This window comes from Paenibacillus sp. 7541, from assembly GCF_002276395.1.
Classification (GTDB): Bacteria; Bacillota; Bacilli; order Paenibacillales; family Paenibacillaceae; genus Paenibacillus_AQ; species Paenibacillus_AQ campinasensis.
In genome coordinates this window covers 1-18,364 of record NZ_NQLZ01000054.1, presented here as the reverse complement: position 1 = coordinate 18,364, position 18,364 = coordinate 1, and the positions used below count along the sequence as shown (strand labels likewise).

At 40.2% G+C, this 18,364-nt stretch carries 14 protein-coding genes; 4 read left to right on the top strand and 10 right to left on the bottom strand.

The genetic code is table 11. From position 1 onward, the window contains the following. Positions 1 to 1,022: 1,022 nt before the first annotated feature. From CHH75_RS23895 to CHH75_RS24710, 3 genes are all read left to right on the top strand, one after another. Positions 1,023 to 1,274: a helix-turn-helix domain-containing protein gene (locus tag CHH75_RS23895; RefSeq protein WP_095399340.1), complete on the top strand. Its 252-nt coding sequence runs from the start codon at positions 1,023 to 1,025 to the stop codon at positions 1,272 to 1,274. A 697-nt stretch (positions 1,275 to 1,971) separates the two neighbouring features. After that, on the top strand, positions 1,972 to 2,208 hold the full coding sequence (locus CHH75_RS23890; protein WP_217989086.1) for a transposase: 237 nt from the start codon (positions 1,972 to 1,974) through the stop codon (positions 2,206 to 2,208). A gap of 205 nt (positions 2,209 to 2,413) precedes the next feature. Continuing rightward, positions 2,414 to 2,683 carry a hypothetical protein gene (locus CHH75_RS24710; protein WP_141235880.1) on the top strand — a complete coding sequence of 90 codons (270 nt, stop codon included), beginning with the start codon at positions 2,414 to 2,416 and terminating at the stop codon, positions 2,681 to 2,683. Positions 2,684 to 3,622: 939 nt separating this feature from the next. On the opposite strand, the gene CHH75_RS23880 is transcribed toward CHH75_RS24710, so the two are convergent. From CHH75_RS23880 to CHH75_RS23840, 9 genes are all read right to left on the bottom strand, one after another. Further along, positions 3,623 to 4,594, bottom strand: a complete 972-nt coding sequence (locus tag CHH75_RS23880) for a PD-(D/E)XK motif protein (RefSeq protein ID WP_095399338.1) — start codon at positions 4,592 to 4,594, stop codon at positions 3,623 to 3,625. Between the two features lie 16 nt (positions 4,595 to 4,610). Beyond that, positions 4,611 to 6,773, bottom strand: coding sequence for a Z1 domain-containing protein (locus CHH75_RS23875; protein WP_095399337.1), 2,163 nt, complete (start codon positions 6,771 to 6,773; stop codon positions 4,611 to 4,613). A gap of 14 nt (positions 6,774 to 6,787) precedes the next feature. Further along, the gene (locus CHH75_RS23870) at positions 6,788 to 8,383 is read right to left on the bottom strand and encodes an ATP-binding protein (RefSeq protein WP_095399336.1); all 1,596 of its coding nucleotides are present in this window, start codon (positions 8,381 to 8,383) and stop codon (positions 6,788 to 6,790) included. Between the two features lie 62 nt (positions 8,384 to 8,445). Next, positions 8,446 to 9,759 carry a DNA cytosine methyltransferase gene (locus CHH75_RS23865; RefSeq protein WP_095399335.1) on the bottom strand — a complete coding sequence of 438 codons (1,314 nt, stop codon included), beginning with the start codon at positions 9,757 to 9,759 and terminating at the stop codon, positions 8,446 to 8,448. Between the two features lie 256 nt (positions 9,760 to 10,015). Beyond that, positions 10,016 to 12,460 carry a DEAD/DEAH box helicase family protein gene (locus tag CHH75_RS23860; protein ID WP_095399334.1) on the bottom strand — a complete coding sequence of 815 codons (2,445 nt, stop codon included), beginning with the start codon at positions 12,458 to 12,460 and terminating at the stop codon, positions 10,016 to 10,018. Further along, on the bottom strand, positions 12,441 to 12,770 hold the full coding sequence (locus CHH75_RS23855; protein ID WP_095399333.1) for a nucleoside triphosphate pyrophosphohydrolase: 330 nt from the start codon (positions 12,768 to 12,770) through the stop codon (positions 12,441 to 12,443). The genes CHH75_RS23860 and CHH75_RS23855 overlap by 20 nt, the downstream gene beginning before the upstream one ends. A 360-nt stretch (positions 12,771 to 13,130) precedes the next feature. Beyond that, positions 13,131 to 14,879, bottom strand: coding sequence for a DUF262 domain-containing protein (locus CHH75_RS23850; RefSeq protein ID WP_095399332.1), 1,749 nt, complete (start codon positions 14,877 to 14,879; stop codon positions 13,131 to 13,133). A 21-nt stretch (positions 14,880 to 14,900) separates the two neighbouring features. Continuing rightward, on the bottom strand, positions 14,901 to 15,161 hold the full coding sequence (locus tag CHH75_RS23845) for a hypothetical protein (RefSeq protein WP_095399331.1): 261 nt from the start codon (positions 15,159 to 15,161) through the stop codon (positions 14,901 to 14,903). Positions 15,162 to 15,228: 67 nt separating this feature from the next. After that, a complete protein-coding gene (locus CHH75_RS23840; RefSeq protein WP_095399330.1) occupies positions 15,229 to 16,257 on the bottom strand; it encodes a restriction endonuclease in 1,029 nt (342 codons plus the stop codon). A 219-nt stretch (positions 16,258 to 16,476) separates the two neighbouring features. Here CHH75_RS23840 and CHH75_RS23835 point away from each other — a divergent pair, with 219 nt between their 5' ends. After that, positions 16,477 to 17,139 (top strand): 3'-5' exonuclease, encoded by a 663-nt coding sequence (locus CHH75_RS23835; RefSeq protein ID WP_095399329.1) that lies wholly within the window; start codon positions 16,477 to 16,479, stop codon positions 17,137 to 17,139. A 9-nt stretch (positions 17,140 to 17,148) separates the two neighbouring features. On the opposite strand, the gene CHH75_RS23830 is transcribed toward CHH75_RS23835, so the two are convergent. Continuing rightward, complete coding sequence (locus CHH75_RS23830) at positions 17,149 to 18,105, bottom strand: helix-turn-helix transcriptional regulator (RefSeq protein WP_095399328.1); 957 nt, start codon at positions 18,103 to 18,105, stop codon at positions 17,149 to 17,151. Positions 18,106 to 18,364: the final 259 nt, after the last annotated feature.

The following is an 18,364-nucleotide window of genomic DNA, read 5'->3' as shown; positions in this document are numbered from 1 at the left end:
AATGGATCATACTTTCGAGCTGTTCATGTGCATTGGAACATTGCGCTGCAACCCGCAGCAGCATCTCTGGTGTGACCAAAATTCTACTCATAACAACCTCTCCATCTTGCTTCCGGGATGAATCCCGATTCCGATCATCGTTAGCTTAAATATTTTACTTCATTACAATTATATGGAAAAGGTTCTGTAGGCCTTGCTATGTCACTTTAAGACTAGGATCTTTTACTCAGTTAGTAACGGGACTTTATTACGAGGACGTTCGCCATCCTATAATCATTGTTATAGGAATTGTAAGAGAATGGACTCACGACCTAGGTCAAGAATTTCTAAATACCGTAAAAAGTGAGGAATGCTCTGTACTTGTCCTTAACAAGTCCTATATTTTATAACGGATTGATAAGGTTCATAGGGCAATTCTAGTAGTCTGGATATTTGAAGAAGGAGTTCATCCGCTCTACTCATCAGGTTCATTAGATGTGTAGGCTCCATTTTACTAATAAGAGTGCTCTCCTGTGATAAAAAGGATAAAGAATGTATAAATATCAACGACTCCACATTCATTCCGGAGGCTCCGGGGAACATCCGCAGTATATCTTCTAGTAAAATGTTTGAAACCGGCTGTCTTCCCTCCACTTTAATATATAATGCATTTAACATGGATTTTAATGCCCTGGTACATAACAACAAACTGACATAGAGCAGGTTCTTATCCAAGAAATGCTTGGATAATTTCATATATTCTTGAGAGCAGCTGGTATGAAGTAGAATCGTATCTTGGTAAGAACAACTCCCCCTTATATGTTGGGAGGACAGATTTACACTTAAATCGGCTTCACTGATCACCACTGACTTCATATTCCCTTCACACCCTTTCACTAAAGAACATGATTTAGTAATCTGAATTATTGTTTTCCAGTAACTGTATTCTATCATCACAACTATAATGTAGGCAATAGCCTACAGAAATTCCCTTATAGAACGACATAAGATTAGTTTAACTATCAAATAAGGGGTTATCGAATGTGGCTAATAGTGAGAAATCCGCAGAATTGCTCGCCTTCGGCAGAGCTCTACGAAACCTTCGGAAAGTGAAGAAGCTTACTCAAGACGAGCTTAGTCTCTATTCCCGTGTTGACCGGTCCTATATCAGTGAACTCGAGAACGGAGAAAAAGCACCCTCTCTGCTAACGATTACCGCATTAGCAAGGGCGCTTCATGTTAAGCCGTCGGCTCTGATTGAGGGCTATGAGAGGGAGATGAAACTGGATATTTAAGAGAGTCTTGCCCTCTCAGGGTTTTTCCAACTATAGATTAGGAAAATATCTTCTTAATCTCTTTCATCAGATATGTGTAAGACATCGCTCTTGGATAATAAGCGTTAGGGTGATGATAACGAATCAAGACTGTTTGAGAGTCCGCCAATATGATGTAATCCAGTCCACCGGAAGTCTGCTTAAGCTCATATGTACGAGGGCAAACTTTTCTCAGTACCTCATGGATACCGTTGAATATGACATCACCGCAGCACAGGACCAAGTCGGGATGGACGATCCTAATTTGCTGTAGAAGAAGCTCGCTATGCTTGTCAGGATCATAACAAAGTAGTCGTCCCAATCATCCATTTTATTCAAACGCTTCAGAAAGAGCATTCCAAATATATTAGAGAGGAATTGTTAGCCGATTCCAATTATTGAAGTGTGAGTACACCCATAATTCCTCCACTAAGAATTAAGTAAAAAGTACTATTATAATAATTCTACATGTTAGTAGTTGTCCCTTCAAATATAGGGTTATAAAAATTGAAAACTAATAGAGTAGCCTGCTGTGTGCTCCAAATATAAGCTTCACACAAGCATAGAAGTCCATAGGGTGCCATGGACGATATACCCTTCTGGAGTGCTACGATAAAGATGCAGTCGAAGAACACCCTCATATAGAACAAATTGGAAACTAACGAGGGGACGGGAGACAATGAAACGGTACGACAAAGCATTCAAAGAAGAAGCAGTCAGATTAAGCGATGAGATTGGACTGCAAATGGCTGCCGAGCAGTTAGGCGTAGCCTACTACACACTGCAGGGATGGAGAAAGCAACGAACCCTGCATGGCGACGGCGCGCATATCGGGAGCGGACGGCTTATGTATCCGCCGATAAGACGGCGCTGGAAATCGAACTGGAGAGAGAAAACAGTGAGCTGCGCCGCGTGAATGAAATTCTCAAGGACGCACTCGATTTTTTCGCAAAAGACCGGAAGCGGTAAAAGCATGCAAGCTCTATGCTTACATCCGTCCACGACGGGATCGATGGACCATCAAGGAGATGTGCGAGGCGCTTGCAGTCAGCGAGTCAGACTATTACCGTAGCCTAAGGCCTGCACCCATGCAGAAGAGACAGCAACGGCTTCTGGTCAACATGAAAGCAATCATCAGTGAACATGAAGACAATCGAAATTACGGTACCCGGCGCATGCTGCTGGCGCTGTCGCAAATAGACCTCCACCAGCTACAGAACCGTCTATCCCTCATAAAGAAGCACGGGCTGCTGCAGAAAGCGAAGCGTCACCCGAACGGTATTACACGCGAGGATGCCGCAGTCGGCGGTGCTGGATTATTACAACGGAGAGATCGTCGGCCTTGCCATGGACGACAACATGCGCAAGTAACTCTGCATCCAAGCCTTTGAGAAGCGCGTGCAAGGCAAGAAACGCGCGCGGCATGATATATCACAGCGATCGCGGCAGTCAATCACAAGTCAGGCATTCCGAGCGTGTCTGACTAAACACGGTGCCATTCAGAGCATGAGCGGCACAGGGCGCTGCTATAACAAGCTTCTTTGCTACGCTAAAGAAAAGCTGTACAAGAACAAAACCGAACACTACCCGATGGCTCAAATCCAATCGATTATCTTCAGATACATTCTACTACAACAGGCAGCGGATCTACACCACGAATCCAGGGGGCTAGCCCCCATCGATTTATCGTGAAAGAATGCTGTCAGGATTTCTTCATGAGTGTTTTCAAACTGCACTTTTCTTGACAACTCCATTCACTATGTAAAAGAAAAGCACTTCATCGGATTGCTCAACATAAAATTATTTCACTTAATATATTGATACGTCAAATAATCATCCGCCTTCGCCTTGGTTTCTATAAACCTTCCCATTAATTCCAAGGCTATCATCTTTGTAATAGAGTTTACTCTTTCCATCCACTATTTTGCATTTCAAGTACAACAGAGAGTCGATTGAAGGTGGATCGCTGATTTAGAACTCTTCTGAATGAGAAAAATTAAAATTCGAATATATAATTACCATAAGATCCTACATGTATTTATTTTTTAAAAGCTTTGCAACTAATATGTGTGCAACATTGGAACTTTTATAAAGTTCATCAACAACTTCTTGAATGATTCTTCCTTTGTATTGCCTTTATTATCTCCTTCAGTATCGATACTATAATAGTTTAAAAACGTTTTGCTTAACCACCCCTTATAGTGTTCTGTCTTAAATAGTTTGTATTCTATTTGGGTCAAGCTCAGCCCCTCAAATAAATAATAATATACAATTTCTGGTATTAAATCTTCGATATTTCGATGATCAAATAAATTGTATGTCTTAAACATTTACTCTTCAACTCTTTCATTAAGCCATTTGAGAACTAGGTGAGGAAAAAGATGCGGTGAGGCACTCAAATCTGAATTATACTCAGTCTGGGTTACTCCCTCTGGCTGAAACTCATTAAATTTCGGTACATTAGAAGCATGGTAAAATCGAATATTATTTTCCAAGTAAGTTTCGTCATACTTAATTTCATGAAGTAATTTTTCAGGAATATTTTTAATTAATTGTTCAATATATAGTAGTGTTCTAAAATCTTCTGAAGCAATTGCTCTCACTTCTTGAATTAGTTCATGGAGTGATAATCCTGCATCGTCGCTTCGAAGAAGACAGGAAACAATTATAATATCATACAACTCTGATAATAACTGTTCATGCTTAAAATGGTGAATTCTCATTCCTTTTGTTGTAGATTTAACCTCCAGTCTCTTTGTTCTATTGATTGTAAAATCAAAATTCATTTTATTGTTTTTTTGCCAATACGAACTTATATTAACCCCAAGACTCATAAAGTACTTTATTACGTACAGTTCAGCATACATACCTTGCAATTCTATACAAGCAATTTTCCCCCCTTGAGCAAATAAACTCACTAAAGAAGTAAAAAGTTCATTTAATAAATAAGGGTTATTGGATACAAGATGTTTCGAAAATGCTTCTGTTAATCGAATAAATGCTAATTGTTCCTCAGGTAATTTACTCAAACATGTAAGAATATGAACTGTTTTCTCGAAATTTGCTCCGCTAATTATCATTTCACATTTAGTATTTGAACTTAAAAATAATTTTTTAGTACTTTGTATTTGGGAATTCATGTTTGGATTAGGAGACTCCATCACAAAAACTGGATTGCTGTTACTATCAATACCATAATAAACAGTTGGTGAAATATCAGGTATGCTAAACAACATAAATTTGTCATCTGGTGCTGCACTTTGAAGCGAGTTTATCTGATTTAAAATTTTCTCTGTGTTCAATTGCTTCCTCCCCCCTCTATACTTGTCCTACAAGTTGCTCCATTTTTTCTGAATATGTCGCTGGTATATAGAGTGCAATTGCAGGAATATAGTAGTCTATATTAGGCATATTTTTGGGTCGAATAAAGTGAATTTGTAACTGCATGACCCCACTTCTTGCAATAGATACCATGCTACTATCACCTGGATAATAGGTCAGACTCCCTGGAGTAGAGTTTCTACCTTGAAATAATTGGTTTATCTTTCCATCACTACTTATAGTACGGGTTTGATGTTCCTTATCTCTTAACCAGAGAACATCGACCACTGGATTAATATCGCTTTTTAAAATTGCCGCTTCCAATTTATTCAAAAAGTTGTGATCTAACCTACTTGCCGTTGGGAATATTAATTTATCAAGTAAATTGTTTTTAACTATAAAAAAATCCAATCCTTTAATACTTACGTGTTTATTGACACCGCGGTAATCCAGTACTTCAATTAATTCTTGATGGCTCTTTCTAAAATCATTAATGAATGCAATATTACGCTCTACACTTGCACGACTCAGTAGAAGAAAGTCCTGCTTGTTCCACTCTGAAAAAGAAAAACGATCAGCTCTTGCAACATTTTTTCGAGTCATATTAAGCATTTTATTTGCTAATACAAATACTCGAGGTATCTCTTTAAAAGGTACTCCTCTTTGTTCCGCTCGTTCAATTGTCGCCCATAAATCATCATCGTGCTCCAAAATTGATGAAAAGTCATCTTTAATTTGCTGTGTTGTATATACTCTGCACACATCTAAAAAACTTCGTTTGTATCCAAACCATCTCGCGCGTTGCTCGGTGTTATCTACATTTGATACTCCCCTTGCTCTTCTGATTATATAAGTTACTGCTAATCCCTTAATTGTTATTCCTCGCTCAACCAAATTCCCTCCTACAAAAATATTAATTTTGTAAAATCTCGAATTTTCGCTCGCATCTTCATCTCCGTTACAAAGATGTGCATCTGGACACATTCCAATACACTTCAATATAAGACATTCCAATTCATTAAAACTTGGTAGAACTACTCCATCATATTGAAAGTCAAGATAAGCACTATTTAAATAATTTAATAGACTACCATATGATATATCATCTATTCCTTCCAACTTTGTACGTGCAATTTCTTTCCATTCGTTCATTACACTATTGACTTTTCTCAACACAATTTGATGTTCATATTTCCGTTGGCTTGGATGAATCAACATAGCATGGTTTCGGAAATCCCCACGATATTGTCTAATAGCTCCACCTACAAAAAAAGTTGCAAGAGCCTTATAGAATGACAGAGGCAGTCCAGTATCATCTAGTATACTTGGTTCACTATCAGGAATTACTTTTATGTATTTATCTTGATACTCTCCATGAAACTCTTCAAGTCCACAATAATCTTCTCCTGGATAGACCAAGGAACCAAAATCAGGTGATAAGCGGTCCCAAGTTTTAATTAATATATTTGCTTGTGGAGTTGCAGTAATGGATAAATAACAATGTCTCTTTAAGCTCTCTTTCAATGTGATAGCAGCTTCATATGTTGCACTCATTGAGTTACGTGAAGTTTGTGTATTTAGTGTTGCTTGATCTCCTTCATCATCAATGACTAAAGTAGGAACATTACATAATAGAGGATCACTAAAAATTTTTGTGATCGTGTTTATTCTGACTTTACCTTTTAACCCCACTATTACTACTTTTCTCTTCTCCATTATAAATTGTTTAATTGCAGCGGGGTTAAGAATAGATTCATTTTGATTTGTAGCTAAAATAACTAATTTATCTATTGGAATGTTGCTGAAATATGAACTTATTCGTGTTACATTTTGGCCTAGAAGTATATTTTTTGTTCCACCGAGAACTACTATAATATCGTAATAGTTATCGAAAGCAAGGGCCATTAGTGATATAAAATTAGAGGTTTTCCCACTCTGCACCTTCCCAATAACAATCCCGGTTTTTGAACTGGGGGTCTCGTCCTTAGGATCAGGACAATTAGAAAGAATATTTATTGAATTTTGAAATATCTTATCTATAGCATTTAAAGGAATTTCATCTTTAATAAGCTGCTCAGTCATCTTCTTACGAAAAAAACCATCTGAGATAATCGGCCAACTACTATTGCCCTTTACTTTCATCTCAATAGCATTCTCCATCGCTACCACCCTTCCTAAGATTGTAATGCAAGATCCGTCAAAATTTTGTTCATTTTATTTCTAATAGAACTTGCTTCAATTCGACCATCATACGAAATTTTAACTGATTCGATTTCTGCTAAAATGATTGCAATCACTAACTTTGTCATCACTACACTGAAATCTTTATTATCTATAAAAGGTTTGAAGAAGGCATGTCTCATGTTTAATCTAATATTGTATATATCCTCCTCTGACCTTGATAAAGTTACCCAAGAAGAATAAGGAGTCATTGTTTCAAACTCCACAATAAAAGTATACTTAATATTCATGTACTCAAAGGTAGTTTCATAAGATGTTGGTCCGCTGATTATTATACCTGTATTGATTGCACTCTCGTTTACTTCTTCATTCGAGCTAGATTCCTTGCTGAAACCATTGTTTTCATCCGACTGCTCAAATTTCGAATGATTGGCTGAGGAAAAGTCAGTATATCCTTCATTAATAGGTTGTATACTAGCTTCCTTTATTACAGCCGCCTTCTGTAGTCCTTCGACTACTTTTTCAATAACATCTGTAGTTTTCACACGTTGACGCACTCGAATTTGTTCAGCTTTCACTCGAAATGGCTTCGTAAAAGATTGTAACTTTTCAATGAACTGTTCTTCAAGACCACTTGTATGCCAATCAAAGTCATCCTTTGCCTGGGTAACAGGCCAATTATCCATATGAAGTTCACCAAAAAGGCGCTGATATGTATATGAATTTGAATCACCAAAAAGTTCTATAGGTCTATAGTTTTTTTCTGGTCCACCAAGAATAACTCGACCTCTTCTAATTAGCGTTAGTCCAGCATCTCTTACACTCGCAGGTATTCTTATTGCTATAAATCCTTTAACAGTTAGTTCCCTTCCTTCGTAGTCTACAGTAAATTCAACATCTCTTCTCCAGCGCTCAGTACTACCATCTGGCAACTCCTCTTCATAAATAGCAGGATCGTTGTATTTTAATTCCGTACCATTATAAGTTATGACCACCTCACCACTTCTCAAATCTTGTCTATAGATATTACTCAATAACTCCTTTATCTTCCATACAGTACGAGAAGCCGTTAATTTTTTGTTTAAATTTTCAATTTTAATAATTGTATAATGCTCGGAAGGTTCTGTTTCAAAAATATCCGCATCGATTTCATCCAGCTTTTCGTTTTTTAACTTGTCAACATCTATAGTTGCACTGTATCCAAACTCTGATCCTAGCCGAGTCGAAATAACACTCCACTTTTTGCCAAACCAACACGCTGCAGTCTTCAATCCCATGCCAAACTCATTACGACCATCCGTTTTTTGTGGTGTTCTATCCAAAATAATAGCTCTTTCAAAATCTTCCCACTCCATACCATACGCAGAGTCAATAACAGTTAGAGTGTCCTTACCATCTTTATTACTTTCATATGTGATATCAATTGTTAATTTTTTGAAGCCCGGTAGGGACTTCAACTCTTCTCTATGATCAAAATAGCTCTGTGTAGAATTGTCAACAAATTCAGCAATAGCTGTCCAAGGCTGATAACTTAATCGTTTATATGTTGCATATACTGCGCTTGTAGGACGGATATTAATTTTCGCCAATAAAACCCCTTCTCTCTGTTTTTATACAATTTATAAAGATCTCCACACTACTATAATACCAATCACACAACATTCTGTTCTTGCTCTAAGTATGAACCACGTTCCTCTCTTGTTTCTTCAATTATCAAAGATTTAGCAATCCTATTAACAACCTCGACATTCAATGCGTTTCCAAGTGCCTTGTATGACGATGTTAAACCTTCAGGTAAGTATCTTAATTCATCCATACTTTGGAGTCGAGCGCACTCTCTCGGTGTCATATACCTACTTTCCCATGCAATAATCGGGACTTGTGTTGCTGTCATAGCAACTAGTGAGGGAGAAGTTGTTGGCCATTTTGCTCTGAGTCCCGACGCTCTACATTGTAAAACCAAATTTGATAGATTTCTTTCTGCCCCCTTACAGTTCCACTCAAACTTTTGAAAACTCGGCGGAAAATCAAGGATACTAGGCAACCATTCATCAATCCAGCCTCTATTATCTTCATAGAGTGAACGGTTCTGCCTAATAAACCGTATTTTCCAATCAGGAAATTTATCTTCCTTACTTCGTGCGTATGAAGGAAGGGCTAAAAAGAGTTCTTCATCCGATAAATTCTCTAAAGATTTTCCATGAGCACCTAAATATTTTCTGAGTTTTTCAGGACCCATCTTCCATGGAGTTTCTTCCTCAAAAGGATACGTTGCCCCAAACTCCATTGACCAAATCGGAAATGAAGGAAGTTGCATATTTTCAGGGTACATATCTAGAAAGAGTTGCCAGGCATTGATACATCTAGTTACCTGCTCGGATAGATATCTTGCATCCGCAGGGTATTCATCTAACACTGAAGATATTGATATATCTGGAACTATTTGTCTTTCCGGCCATTTAAAATGGGAAAGGCCAATTCTACTACCAACTATAAAAACACGTTCTCGTATCTGGGGTATTCCAAACCAATGAGGAGATAATTTCTTTATATCCACCTCATACCCTAGATCTGTTAGTATCTTTTTCGCAACTCTCCAAGTTCTTCCGTCGTCATGGCGTTCAAAATTAGCAACATTTTCTAGCATGATATAAGTTGGTTTACGTACTCTCAATATCTTGATAATATGATAGAATAAGTCCCCTGATTTTTCATCCTTAAACCCATTTTGCTCTCCTGCTTTTGAGAACGGCTGGCAAGGGAACCCCCCACATAAAATATCATGCTCTGGTACTTCCTTAGCTTTTATGGATTTAATATCTCCATGAGGTAGTATTCCATGGTTTTTGAAATAAATATCTCTTAGACCTTCATCAATCTCCGATGCGAAAACACATTCATGTCCGTCCCGAGAGAGTGCTAAATTGAAACCTCCCAGTCCCGCAAATAAATCAATAAACCTCATTTGTTTCCCCCCATTACTGATGCTTTCATAAGAAAGTTAGGTGCTTCTTGGAAGACGCAAAAGCTTGTAGAGTGGTTGCTATACATATTTCTACATTTCCCTTAAAAAAATCCTTTATCGAATTAACTTAAAATCGACATAAAAAGAACGGTTGTTCTTATTTTAAAGAATTTTTGCAATTACAATCAATATATAATAACACAACACCATAATTAAGTTGTATAGATATTAACGTCATAAGATTTAAACATGCCCCTCAACACTCCCCCAGCTTTTCCTCTTTACGCTCAAAATGATGATGCAGCCTATACAGGCAAATCTCCTTCGTCCACCGGTGCAGTATGGATCGATGCTCGGGAGCAGGTTCAACCCTTAGACTAAACACACCATCCTCGAAACGGGTCATGCTTCCTTTCGCCGAGCCCCATTTTGTCATGGGCATCCGCTCGATGAGCTGGCTAACGCCGGTCTCATTGTATTCCCAGAGACGCTTCGAATCCTTATCGGAGAAATCGATTCGCTTCCGGTATTCCTTTTCTGTTAGATAGCTATGGAAGAATGGCGCTACCTCCTGCGGAGTAACCGGTTCTGCCCAGTGCTCAGGACCACGCTCAAGCATGTACAGGAGCACGATCATCTTATAACTCTTGGTCATGACGGTCTTCTCGACATCGCGTATCCAAGCCTCATATTGATAATAAATGTCCTCTTCTTCCTTCGTTAAGCACTCGGCCCAGAGGAGAAATCCGATATAAGAACCGAATTCATTCCGATATTCCCAGCTGTTCGAGCTCCCATGAAGGTGAAGCTCCAGATAGGTAGGGATTCGACCGAGCTCATTCTTGAGATCCAGGAAAGAACGGTGCAGACGCTCGCGATGTGGCAGTTTCTTACGGCTTAGTTCATCCAGGAGGTTAACAACAGATGTCTCCAAATGGAGTTCGCATCCATCCGGCACCGTCGGGATGATCGGTTCCTTTTCCGTTTTCTTTCCGTCACCATCAGTGGCGAATAATCGCAGCTTCACGTCTGCATTACGATAATTTCCGATGAGGTCAATGATGGTGCAGTGCGTCTTATCCTCTGATAACCGCAGTCCCCGGCCAACCTGCTGTGTAAATACGGTTAAGGATTCGGTCGGTCGGACAAAAAGCAGCGTATCCACACTAGGAATATCTACTCCCTCATTGAACAAATCCACCGTGAATATGATTTCTAAATCTCCTCTATCCAGACGGTCTATTGCCTCTCCCCTCGTAATGCCTACGGCGCCAGAGTGAAGGCTGACTGCAGCTACTCCTCTGTCTTGAAAATACCCCGCCAAAAAATCCGCTTGTCGGATCGATGAGCAGAAGCCAATCGTTCGTGTTTGCTTATGCTCGATCCAGGCATTGTAGATCTTGTCAGCCAGCGACTCTCTCAACTGAGCTGCAGTCAACTGCTCGTCATCATAATGCGATCCAAGCCACCGTATCGAGGAATAATCTGTATCGTCATAGACTCCATAGTATTGGAACGGCGACAGCCATCCGCGACGAATGGCTTCAATGAAATGAATCTGGTAGGCGACGTTGCCGTCACAAAGCGCATACACATCCTTCCCATCCATTCGGTCTGGTGTTGCCGTGATGCCCAGTAGAAATTCCGGCTCAAAATACTGGATAACCGATTGGTATGAGTTTGCAGCTGCATGATGGAATTCGTCCACCACGATAAGATCAAATGTGTCCGGTCCGAATGATTCACGATGCTTCTTCATCCCAAGCGTGTAGATGGAAGCGAACACACAATCCGCGTCCCCTTCTTTTTGGACACCGTTATAGATACCGAAGGTTTTGTCCGGCATGATGCGCTGGAATGACCGTTTGGCTTGATAGAGAATTTCTTCTCGATGCGCAATGAACAGTACGCGTTGAAACCGCTGTGCGAAAAAGCCTGCTAGATAGGTTTTACCGAGTCCGGTGGCCATCACGACCATGGCTTTGTCATATTCTTCTTCTAACGTTCTCTCTAGCGCATCAAGCGCATCAATCTGAGCATAACGTGGATGAATCGACGCTTGTTCGTCTTCCGTACCCTTATCCTCAACAGGATCGCTAGCGTTGTCGGTTCGGTACTCATTCTCCTCCATCTCGGTGATCATTCGAATTAACTCCGGATTTTTACGGTGATAGGTCCGGTATTCCTCTTCATATAGAGCGATGGTGTTGTCATTGAGCGGCAGCGTAGAATCGTGATAAAAGTTTTGCATAAACTTCTCTAGTGCCACTTGGAACGTATAAGGCTCGGCCTTGGCATTCATAGCCAGGTTCCACTCCATCCCCATTCTCATAGCAGACATGGAGAAGTTAGAGGAGCCGACGATAAGAAGCCCTTCACCGTTATCGTAGTCAAACAAATAGGCTTTGGGATGAAAGGAAGTTCCCATACTGCGCCATAGCCTTGTCTCCAGCCGAGGATCAATATCACGTAATGCCTGCAACCCCTCCGGCTGCGTAACGAATAAATAATCCCCAGCGAGAACCTTAACCTCAGCTCCCCGTTCGATTGCACCCTTCAAATGGGGCGCGAGCAATCGCACGCCCGACTGCATAATGAACGAAGTCATAATATAGATTCCGGAAGCATTCTGCATCCCGGTGATTAGATCATCTGCTAGGTTCTCCGTAATCAGCTTGACATTAAGCGTTGTCGTCGACATCGATTAGATACACCCGTTCCTGGAATCCGCCCCGAGCTTCCGCCTTCTTCTCTCTCAGGGCTCCAAGCTCTTCCCATGTCGCTCCATGTACGACCGCCAATGCCCGGATGACCTCAAGCATATCGGCAAGCTCTTCCAACGACTCCTTTGAACTTTCAGCGGCAAAGTATTCCTCCGACTCTTCTTTAAGCTTTATGATCAATTCTTTCTTATACTCTTCCTCATCCAAGATCCGTGTGCGAAATTCTTTGCCTGTAGCTTCAATGACTTGGGGAATCAGATCCCGAACTAACTTATTGTAAACCGGCATAGATTCTCATCCTTTACATGGTTAATTATGTATTCCTATTGTATCATATCAAAAAGTTGTTCGAAGAAGCTTCCTGGCGTTAACTGAATAATATGGATTACCTCGAAGAGTGCTCCAAATTACCACTCTCCACACATCCTCTTTTCTTCTTAACGCCAGGGTTATAATTACACGGTTGCTGTCACAGTTTGGTTAAGCAATACTTAAATTGCCTTGTTAGTGCAAAATAATAGGCCGTATGCTTTATAGCAACTACGGCCATATCACAATAAGCAAGCCTACTCCACGTGATGAAATCCACTAACATTTCTATTTTATCGATGTCAGACATAAATAGTCTTCCTTTATCACCTTCATGTTCTAAACAGATAGAATAGAATTCAATTGATTAAAGAGTAATTGTTTGCGTTGCTCAATAAAGTCATCAAAATTTGTAATGTTCAGATCGATGTTCGGAATATAATGTTTATCCATATAATCTCTAAGCTTTGATTGATTAGAATATGTCTTTACGATCCATTCATCAAATTTCATATTCGATTTCTCTTGATTTGGTATTCCCTCGATTAATTGTAAATTAACAATGACATTGCAATCGTTAATGAAGGCATCTTGCTTATCTTCCTGAACTCCGAGTTTGGATAAGTTTTTCTTTGTGAATAGACTCTTGGCGAATATATGATCCAAGTGGAACTTATTTCTAAAATCTAAAGTCGGATAAAGCGCAGCTAACACTGAGAATGTATGCTTTTGACCATATTGATAAGTCAGCAAATTGCTTATTTCATCATCAGTAAATGTGAATGACTTTGTACTACCTTTAAATTCTTCTATGATAGCACCCAGGGGGAATTCGTCGTGATTATTCGCTATTATTTTCCTTAGCGGTCTGAGCACGTTGTCTGGCTGGCCACTGAATACCCTTTTCAATAATGCGATAAGCAGCCATTTATGAACCATACTTCTATCGTCCTTGTATGCGGAGGATTGAACATAGTTAGCAGGCAATCCTATTTTTAATAAGTAATAAGCAATTGGAATGATAGCATTATTTGATGTTAACGTTTCTTGATTAAACCCAAAGCTTGAGACTAGACTTACCGCTAATCTTATGGCTTTTTTCACATCATCCCAATTCATTTCGATTTTCTGCATCGTCTCTGTGCCGAAATTATCGACTTTAAAAGCAATATCATTTAACTCGCAAAGAACTAAACAGGATTTCAACACAAAGTCCTTATTGAAATTAAAGCCATCTCCAATTTGGTTTATCTCATCTACAAACTCCGTAATTTCCTTTCTCGCGTTATTGTCCTTCCATTGAGCAGTGGCAATGGATAGTAATAAGTCGGAATAACTTAATGCAGTGCCTCCACTATTTACTCGGATAAAAATGTTTAACACCTTATCCAACTTCTGTTCTTTCTCCAAATAATAATTTATACTTGGCGTTTCATTAATTGCTCTATACAACTTAAAAAGCGATTGGTTCGCAAATAGGGCTTTATCTTTTTCAACTGAATTCAACCCATTTTCAATTAAATATTGATTCACTTCAAAATGGTCATCGAAATCAAGGATGTCGGAAACCCTAAACCAATATGCGTTATTTTTTGCATGATCGTATTCAACATCTTCTTCCGTTAAAAACCGAAAATCGTAAATTGTGTCGAATTCTTTAGAAGGTGCCAGTAAATTAACATAAAGTTTTTGCCTTGGATAAGCCAATGGGTTACTGCTTCTCATTCGAGGCAATTTATAAGCATAGGAGCCTTTTAATCCTATATACATCGATGTCAAGCGCTGTTGACCATCTAATATGGCAATGATATCTTCTTCTCCGCTTATATCCGCATTTGGATTATGATAATTATCCTTTTCATGGTATTCCCTAATAAATTCGTAAAATTGGAAGTCCTTACTCTTCTCTTTATTTACGTACCAAAATAAAAACGAACCGACAGGGTATCCCTGCATCAAAGAATCAAATAGCCTCTCAATTTGGTCCGTATTCCAAACAAACTCGCGCTGAATTGCTGGCAATATATATTTTTTGCGATGGATATTTTCAATTACTTCTTTAATGGTTAATGGCGTCTGGAACGACATTATTTCTCCTCCTATCTTATCTCACCAATCATTTTTGCGAATTCTGCTGTCCATCAGTATTGCATATAAGTACGATGGTGCTTGTAAATGTTGCAATGGAACCGTATTATCAAGCGGTACGTGTTTTAACCCTTCAACAAAGATGTTTTTTGATATCGATCTTCTAGTCCGGCTTAAAGTGATACTATTTCCTTTAACTTCGTATGTAAATTCTCCACCTTTTATTTGCTTAAATACTTGCCCTTCATTTTCTTTAATTCTTTCCCACAATATTTCTATCACTTATGCCACCTCCAAACGATACAATAATTCAGCTAAGTAAGTTCTAGATCAAATTGAGCAGGTGAAATTATTCCGTCCCCGCCAGAATCCAAGCTCTCTTTAAAGGAATCTCAGCTTTAATATCCGCTTCTAGAGCATCATAATTGTCTAACAGTTCATTAATAATTGCTCTCTGATCCCATAGCCTTACATTAAAAAACTGTGATGCGATTTCTTTGTCCACTGTACTTTTAAAGCCACTCCAAGAAACCAAAAGCCCATGGCTCGCCTTAAAATTGTGCATCGTGCCTATAAGTTGATCTAGGGTCGGTCTATCGACTGGAGTATCCGATGTTTTAACCTGAACACATATTTTAGGTTCACCAAATCCCAAACTTCCAGGCGCAGCCAAAATATCCACGCCTTTATCCGGGCCTTCTGGACTCATATATGTTGTGAAGCCTTTAGCTTTAAGAATAGCTTCTACGATTCTGGTCATTCCATGGCCCTTGAATTTCTGAATTATGTATTTCGCTATCGCGTCATTTGCGTACTCTTCTAAATCAAACAAGTTCTCTTCTTCGTCTCGATCCGACTGAGTCGGATCAATATAAGCGTTACCATTAGGCGTTAACCAATGGTTTGCAGCCATCGCCTTTATGCGTCTTTCCGCGTCGTTTCTAGATATTCTACATACAGTCATGAAGGCCCCAAATGAATAAAGCAAATCTTGATCAAAATTGATTCTCGGAATATCGGTTGCAAACCATTCAACTTCCCTTGAATGATAGTAAGGATTGCCACGTCCTTTATCAAATTCATAGTCCCCGGTTATTCTACCGATATGAATCGCAGATTTGAGCTTGCTCGGAAGGATGATCCAATCACCTTTACTCATCTCATGTGCAATGGGCCAAACTTGTCCTGCCCAGTTTCTCGCTCTTCCAAGTTTTTCAGCTTCGTAATCATTCATAAAATAACTGACTAACTCGGATCGATCTGTAAACTTTGTTAGATTAACATCCAGCTGATCCCATGTTAGATATACCTTCTGATCGTTTAAGAATTTGCTTTCATATTCGCCAGATCGTCCTGCACGAAATAGCCATAGTGCCATATATAATCCCCCCAGACCTCGCTAACTCTCCTCATCTCATGTCTAACAATTGATTACTGCTAAATGATAACCTAACCTTCCGTACCCTCTCTGTCACTAAACATATGTTCCTATTAAATTTATTTTGCTTTTCCCCATCCCCGAACACCCATTCCCTGACAACCCCAGCCACTTCCCCCTGCTAAACTAATAACAACCAATGCAGAGAGGAGCATTCCAATGCCAACTTATATCATCTTCGATCTTGAATTCATGGTGGTTCGTAAGCATCAGCATCTTGCCGACATTATCGAAATCGGTGCGATTAAAATGACCGAGCAAGAAGGAACTCTGGTCATGACTGATGTGTTTCATTCCTATGTAAAGCCTTCGAGACAGTATAAATTAACACCGGAAACGACACCGTTTACGGGAATTACGCAGGATCAAGTCGATCAAGCACCGTCTTTTCCCGAAGCGCTAAAGGCTTTTCAAGAGTGGATCGGCGAGGCGCCCTATTATTTATGCGCGTGGGGAATGGACGATAAATATCAGTTCATCCAGCATTGCCGGTATCATCAGATCTCCTTGGATTGGCTGCAAAATTATAACGATCTTCAGCTGGCGTTTACTCGACTTCACCAATCGGATCATCGACAGAGGATCGGATTGAAACGGGCGCTTGACTTGTTGCAGCTCCCATTCATCGGAGAGCCGCATCGAGCCACCGATGACGCCTATAACACGGCGAAAATCTTTCTTTCGATCTTCCCTAACATCCAGTTGGTTACGAATAATGCCGCAGAAGATCAACTGTACGTCTCGGAAATGGTATATTCCACAGGCTCGGAAGAGAATCACCCATTCAGTAAACTGGCGGAAATGCTGGGAATGGCGCAATAGTGCCGTTCCTTATTCCCCCTCATACAGCTTGCGCCATCGTTCAAGCCGTTCCTTCATTCGTTCCCGGTAAGATACCGGGGCCAGAATTTCAGCATCCGGCCCGTACTGACTTACCCAGTTCATAAACTCCCGATCGTGATTCAAGGTAACCTCGAACAACAAACTGCCGTCCGGAAGGTCCTTCATCCTTGGTCTGACGAACATCTCCTCTTCTTTGATGTAACGGGCGACATCCGGCGAGAATTTCACTTTGAAATGGATTTGTTCCTCGCCGCGTTCAATCGACCAGGTGTTCTTCATATAATTCTTCAGGTTAAAGTCCCCGCGCTCGAAAGTGCGGCTGGTCATCTCCATGGAGCGGAAACGGCTCAGACGGAAGGTCCGAATATCCTTCGCCTGATGGCAATACCCGATCAGATAGAATCGTTGATCCCTCGGAACGAGGTAGTACGGATCGATCTCCCGTTCCGTTTGCTGATTCCGGCTCTGCGTATGATATACAACGGTGATCGTCTTTTCTTCCACGATGGCCTGAATGACTTGATATAGATAGTTCGGAGCATCCTCCCGATATGCGGGAGACCCCATCTGGATAATATCCGTGACATGTTTCAGAATTTCCCGATCCCGCTTCTTCTGCCGAAAATGAGCGGCCATAACCTTGTCATACGCTGTGTCGAATCCCGGCGGCATATTGCTCTGGTCGACAAAGGAAGGGAGCATGGAGAAGACCAACGCCTCCTGCTGCGTCCAATTGAATGGAAACATGGCAAAATCCCCGGCGAACGTGTAGCCTTTACCGTACCCTTCGTTGGTAATCGGCGCTACGAGGTCTAGTGAACGTAAATCCCGGTATATCGTTCTTTCCTCGGCTTCACATCGTTCCGCCAATTCCTTGGCGCTGATCCCCGGCCTTGCTTGGATGGCATAAATAATTTTGAACCATCTGAACAACTTATCGGACATAGTTCAATTCTCCTACTAGAAATTCATTATGATACATACCTATTTCGACAAATTACCGTCCATATCCTTCCAAAGGGCTAAAAAATCTTCTTCTATAAAACCTTGATGGAATGAAGAACCGTTAGCGAATGCATACTCTTGAAATTAAAAAGCCCATGGATTAATCCATGGACTCTGGTCAAGACCCTATTTAATAGACATTGAAAAAAGACCCTAGGCTATAAACTGCTTTCGGAACTCTACCGGAGGCAGTTTATTT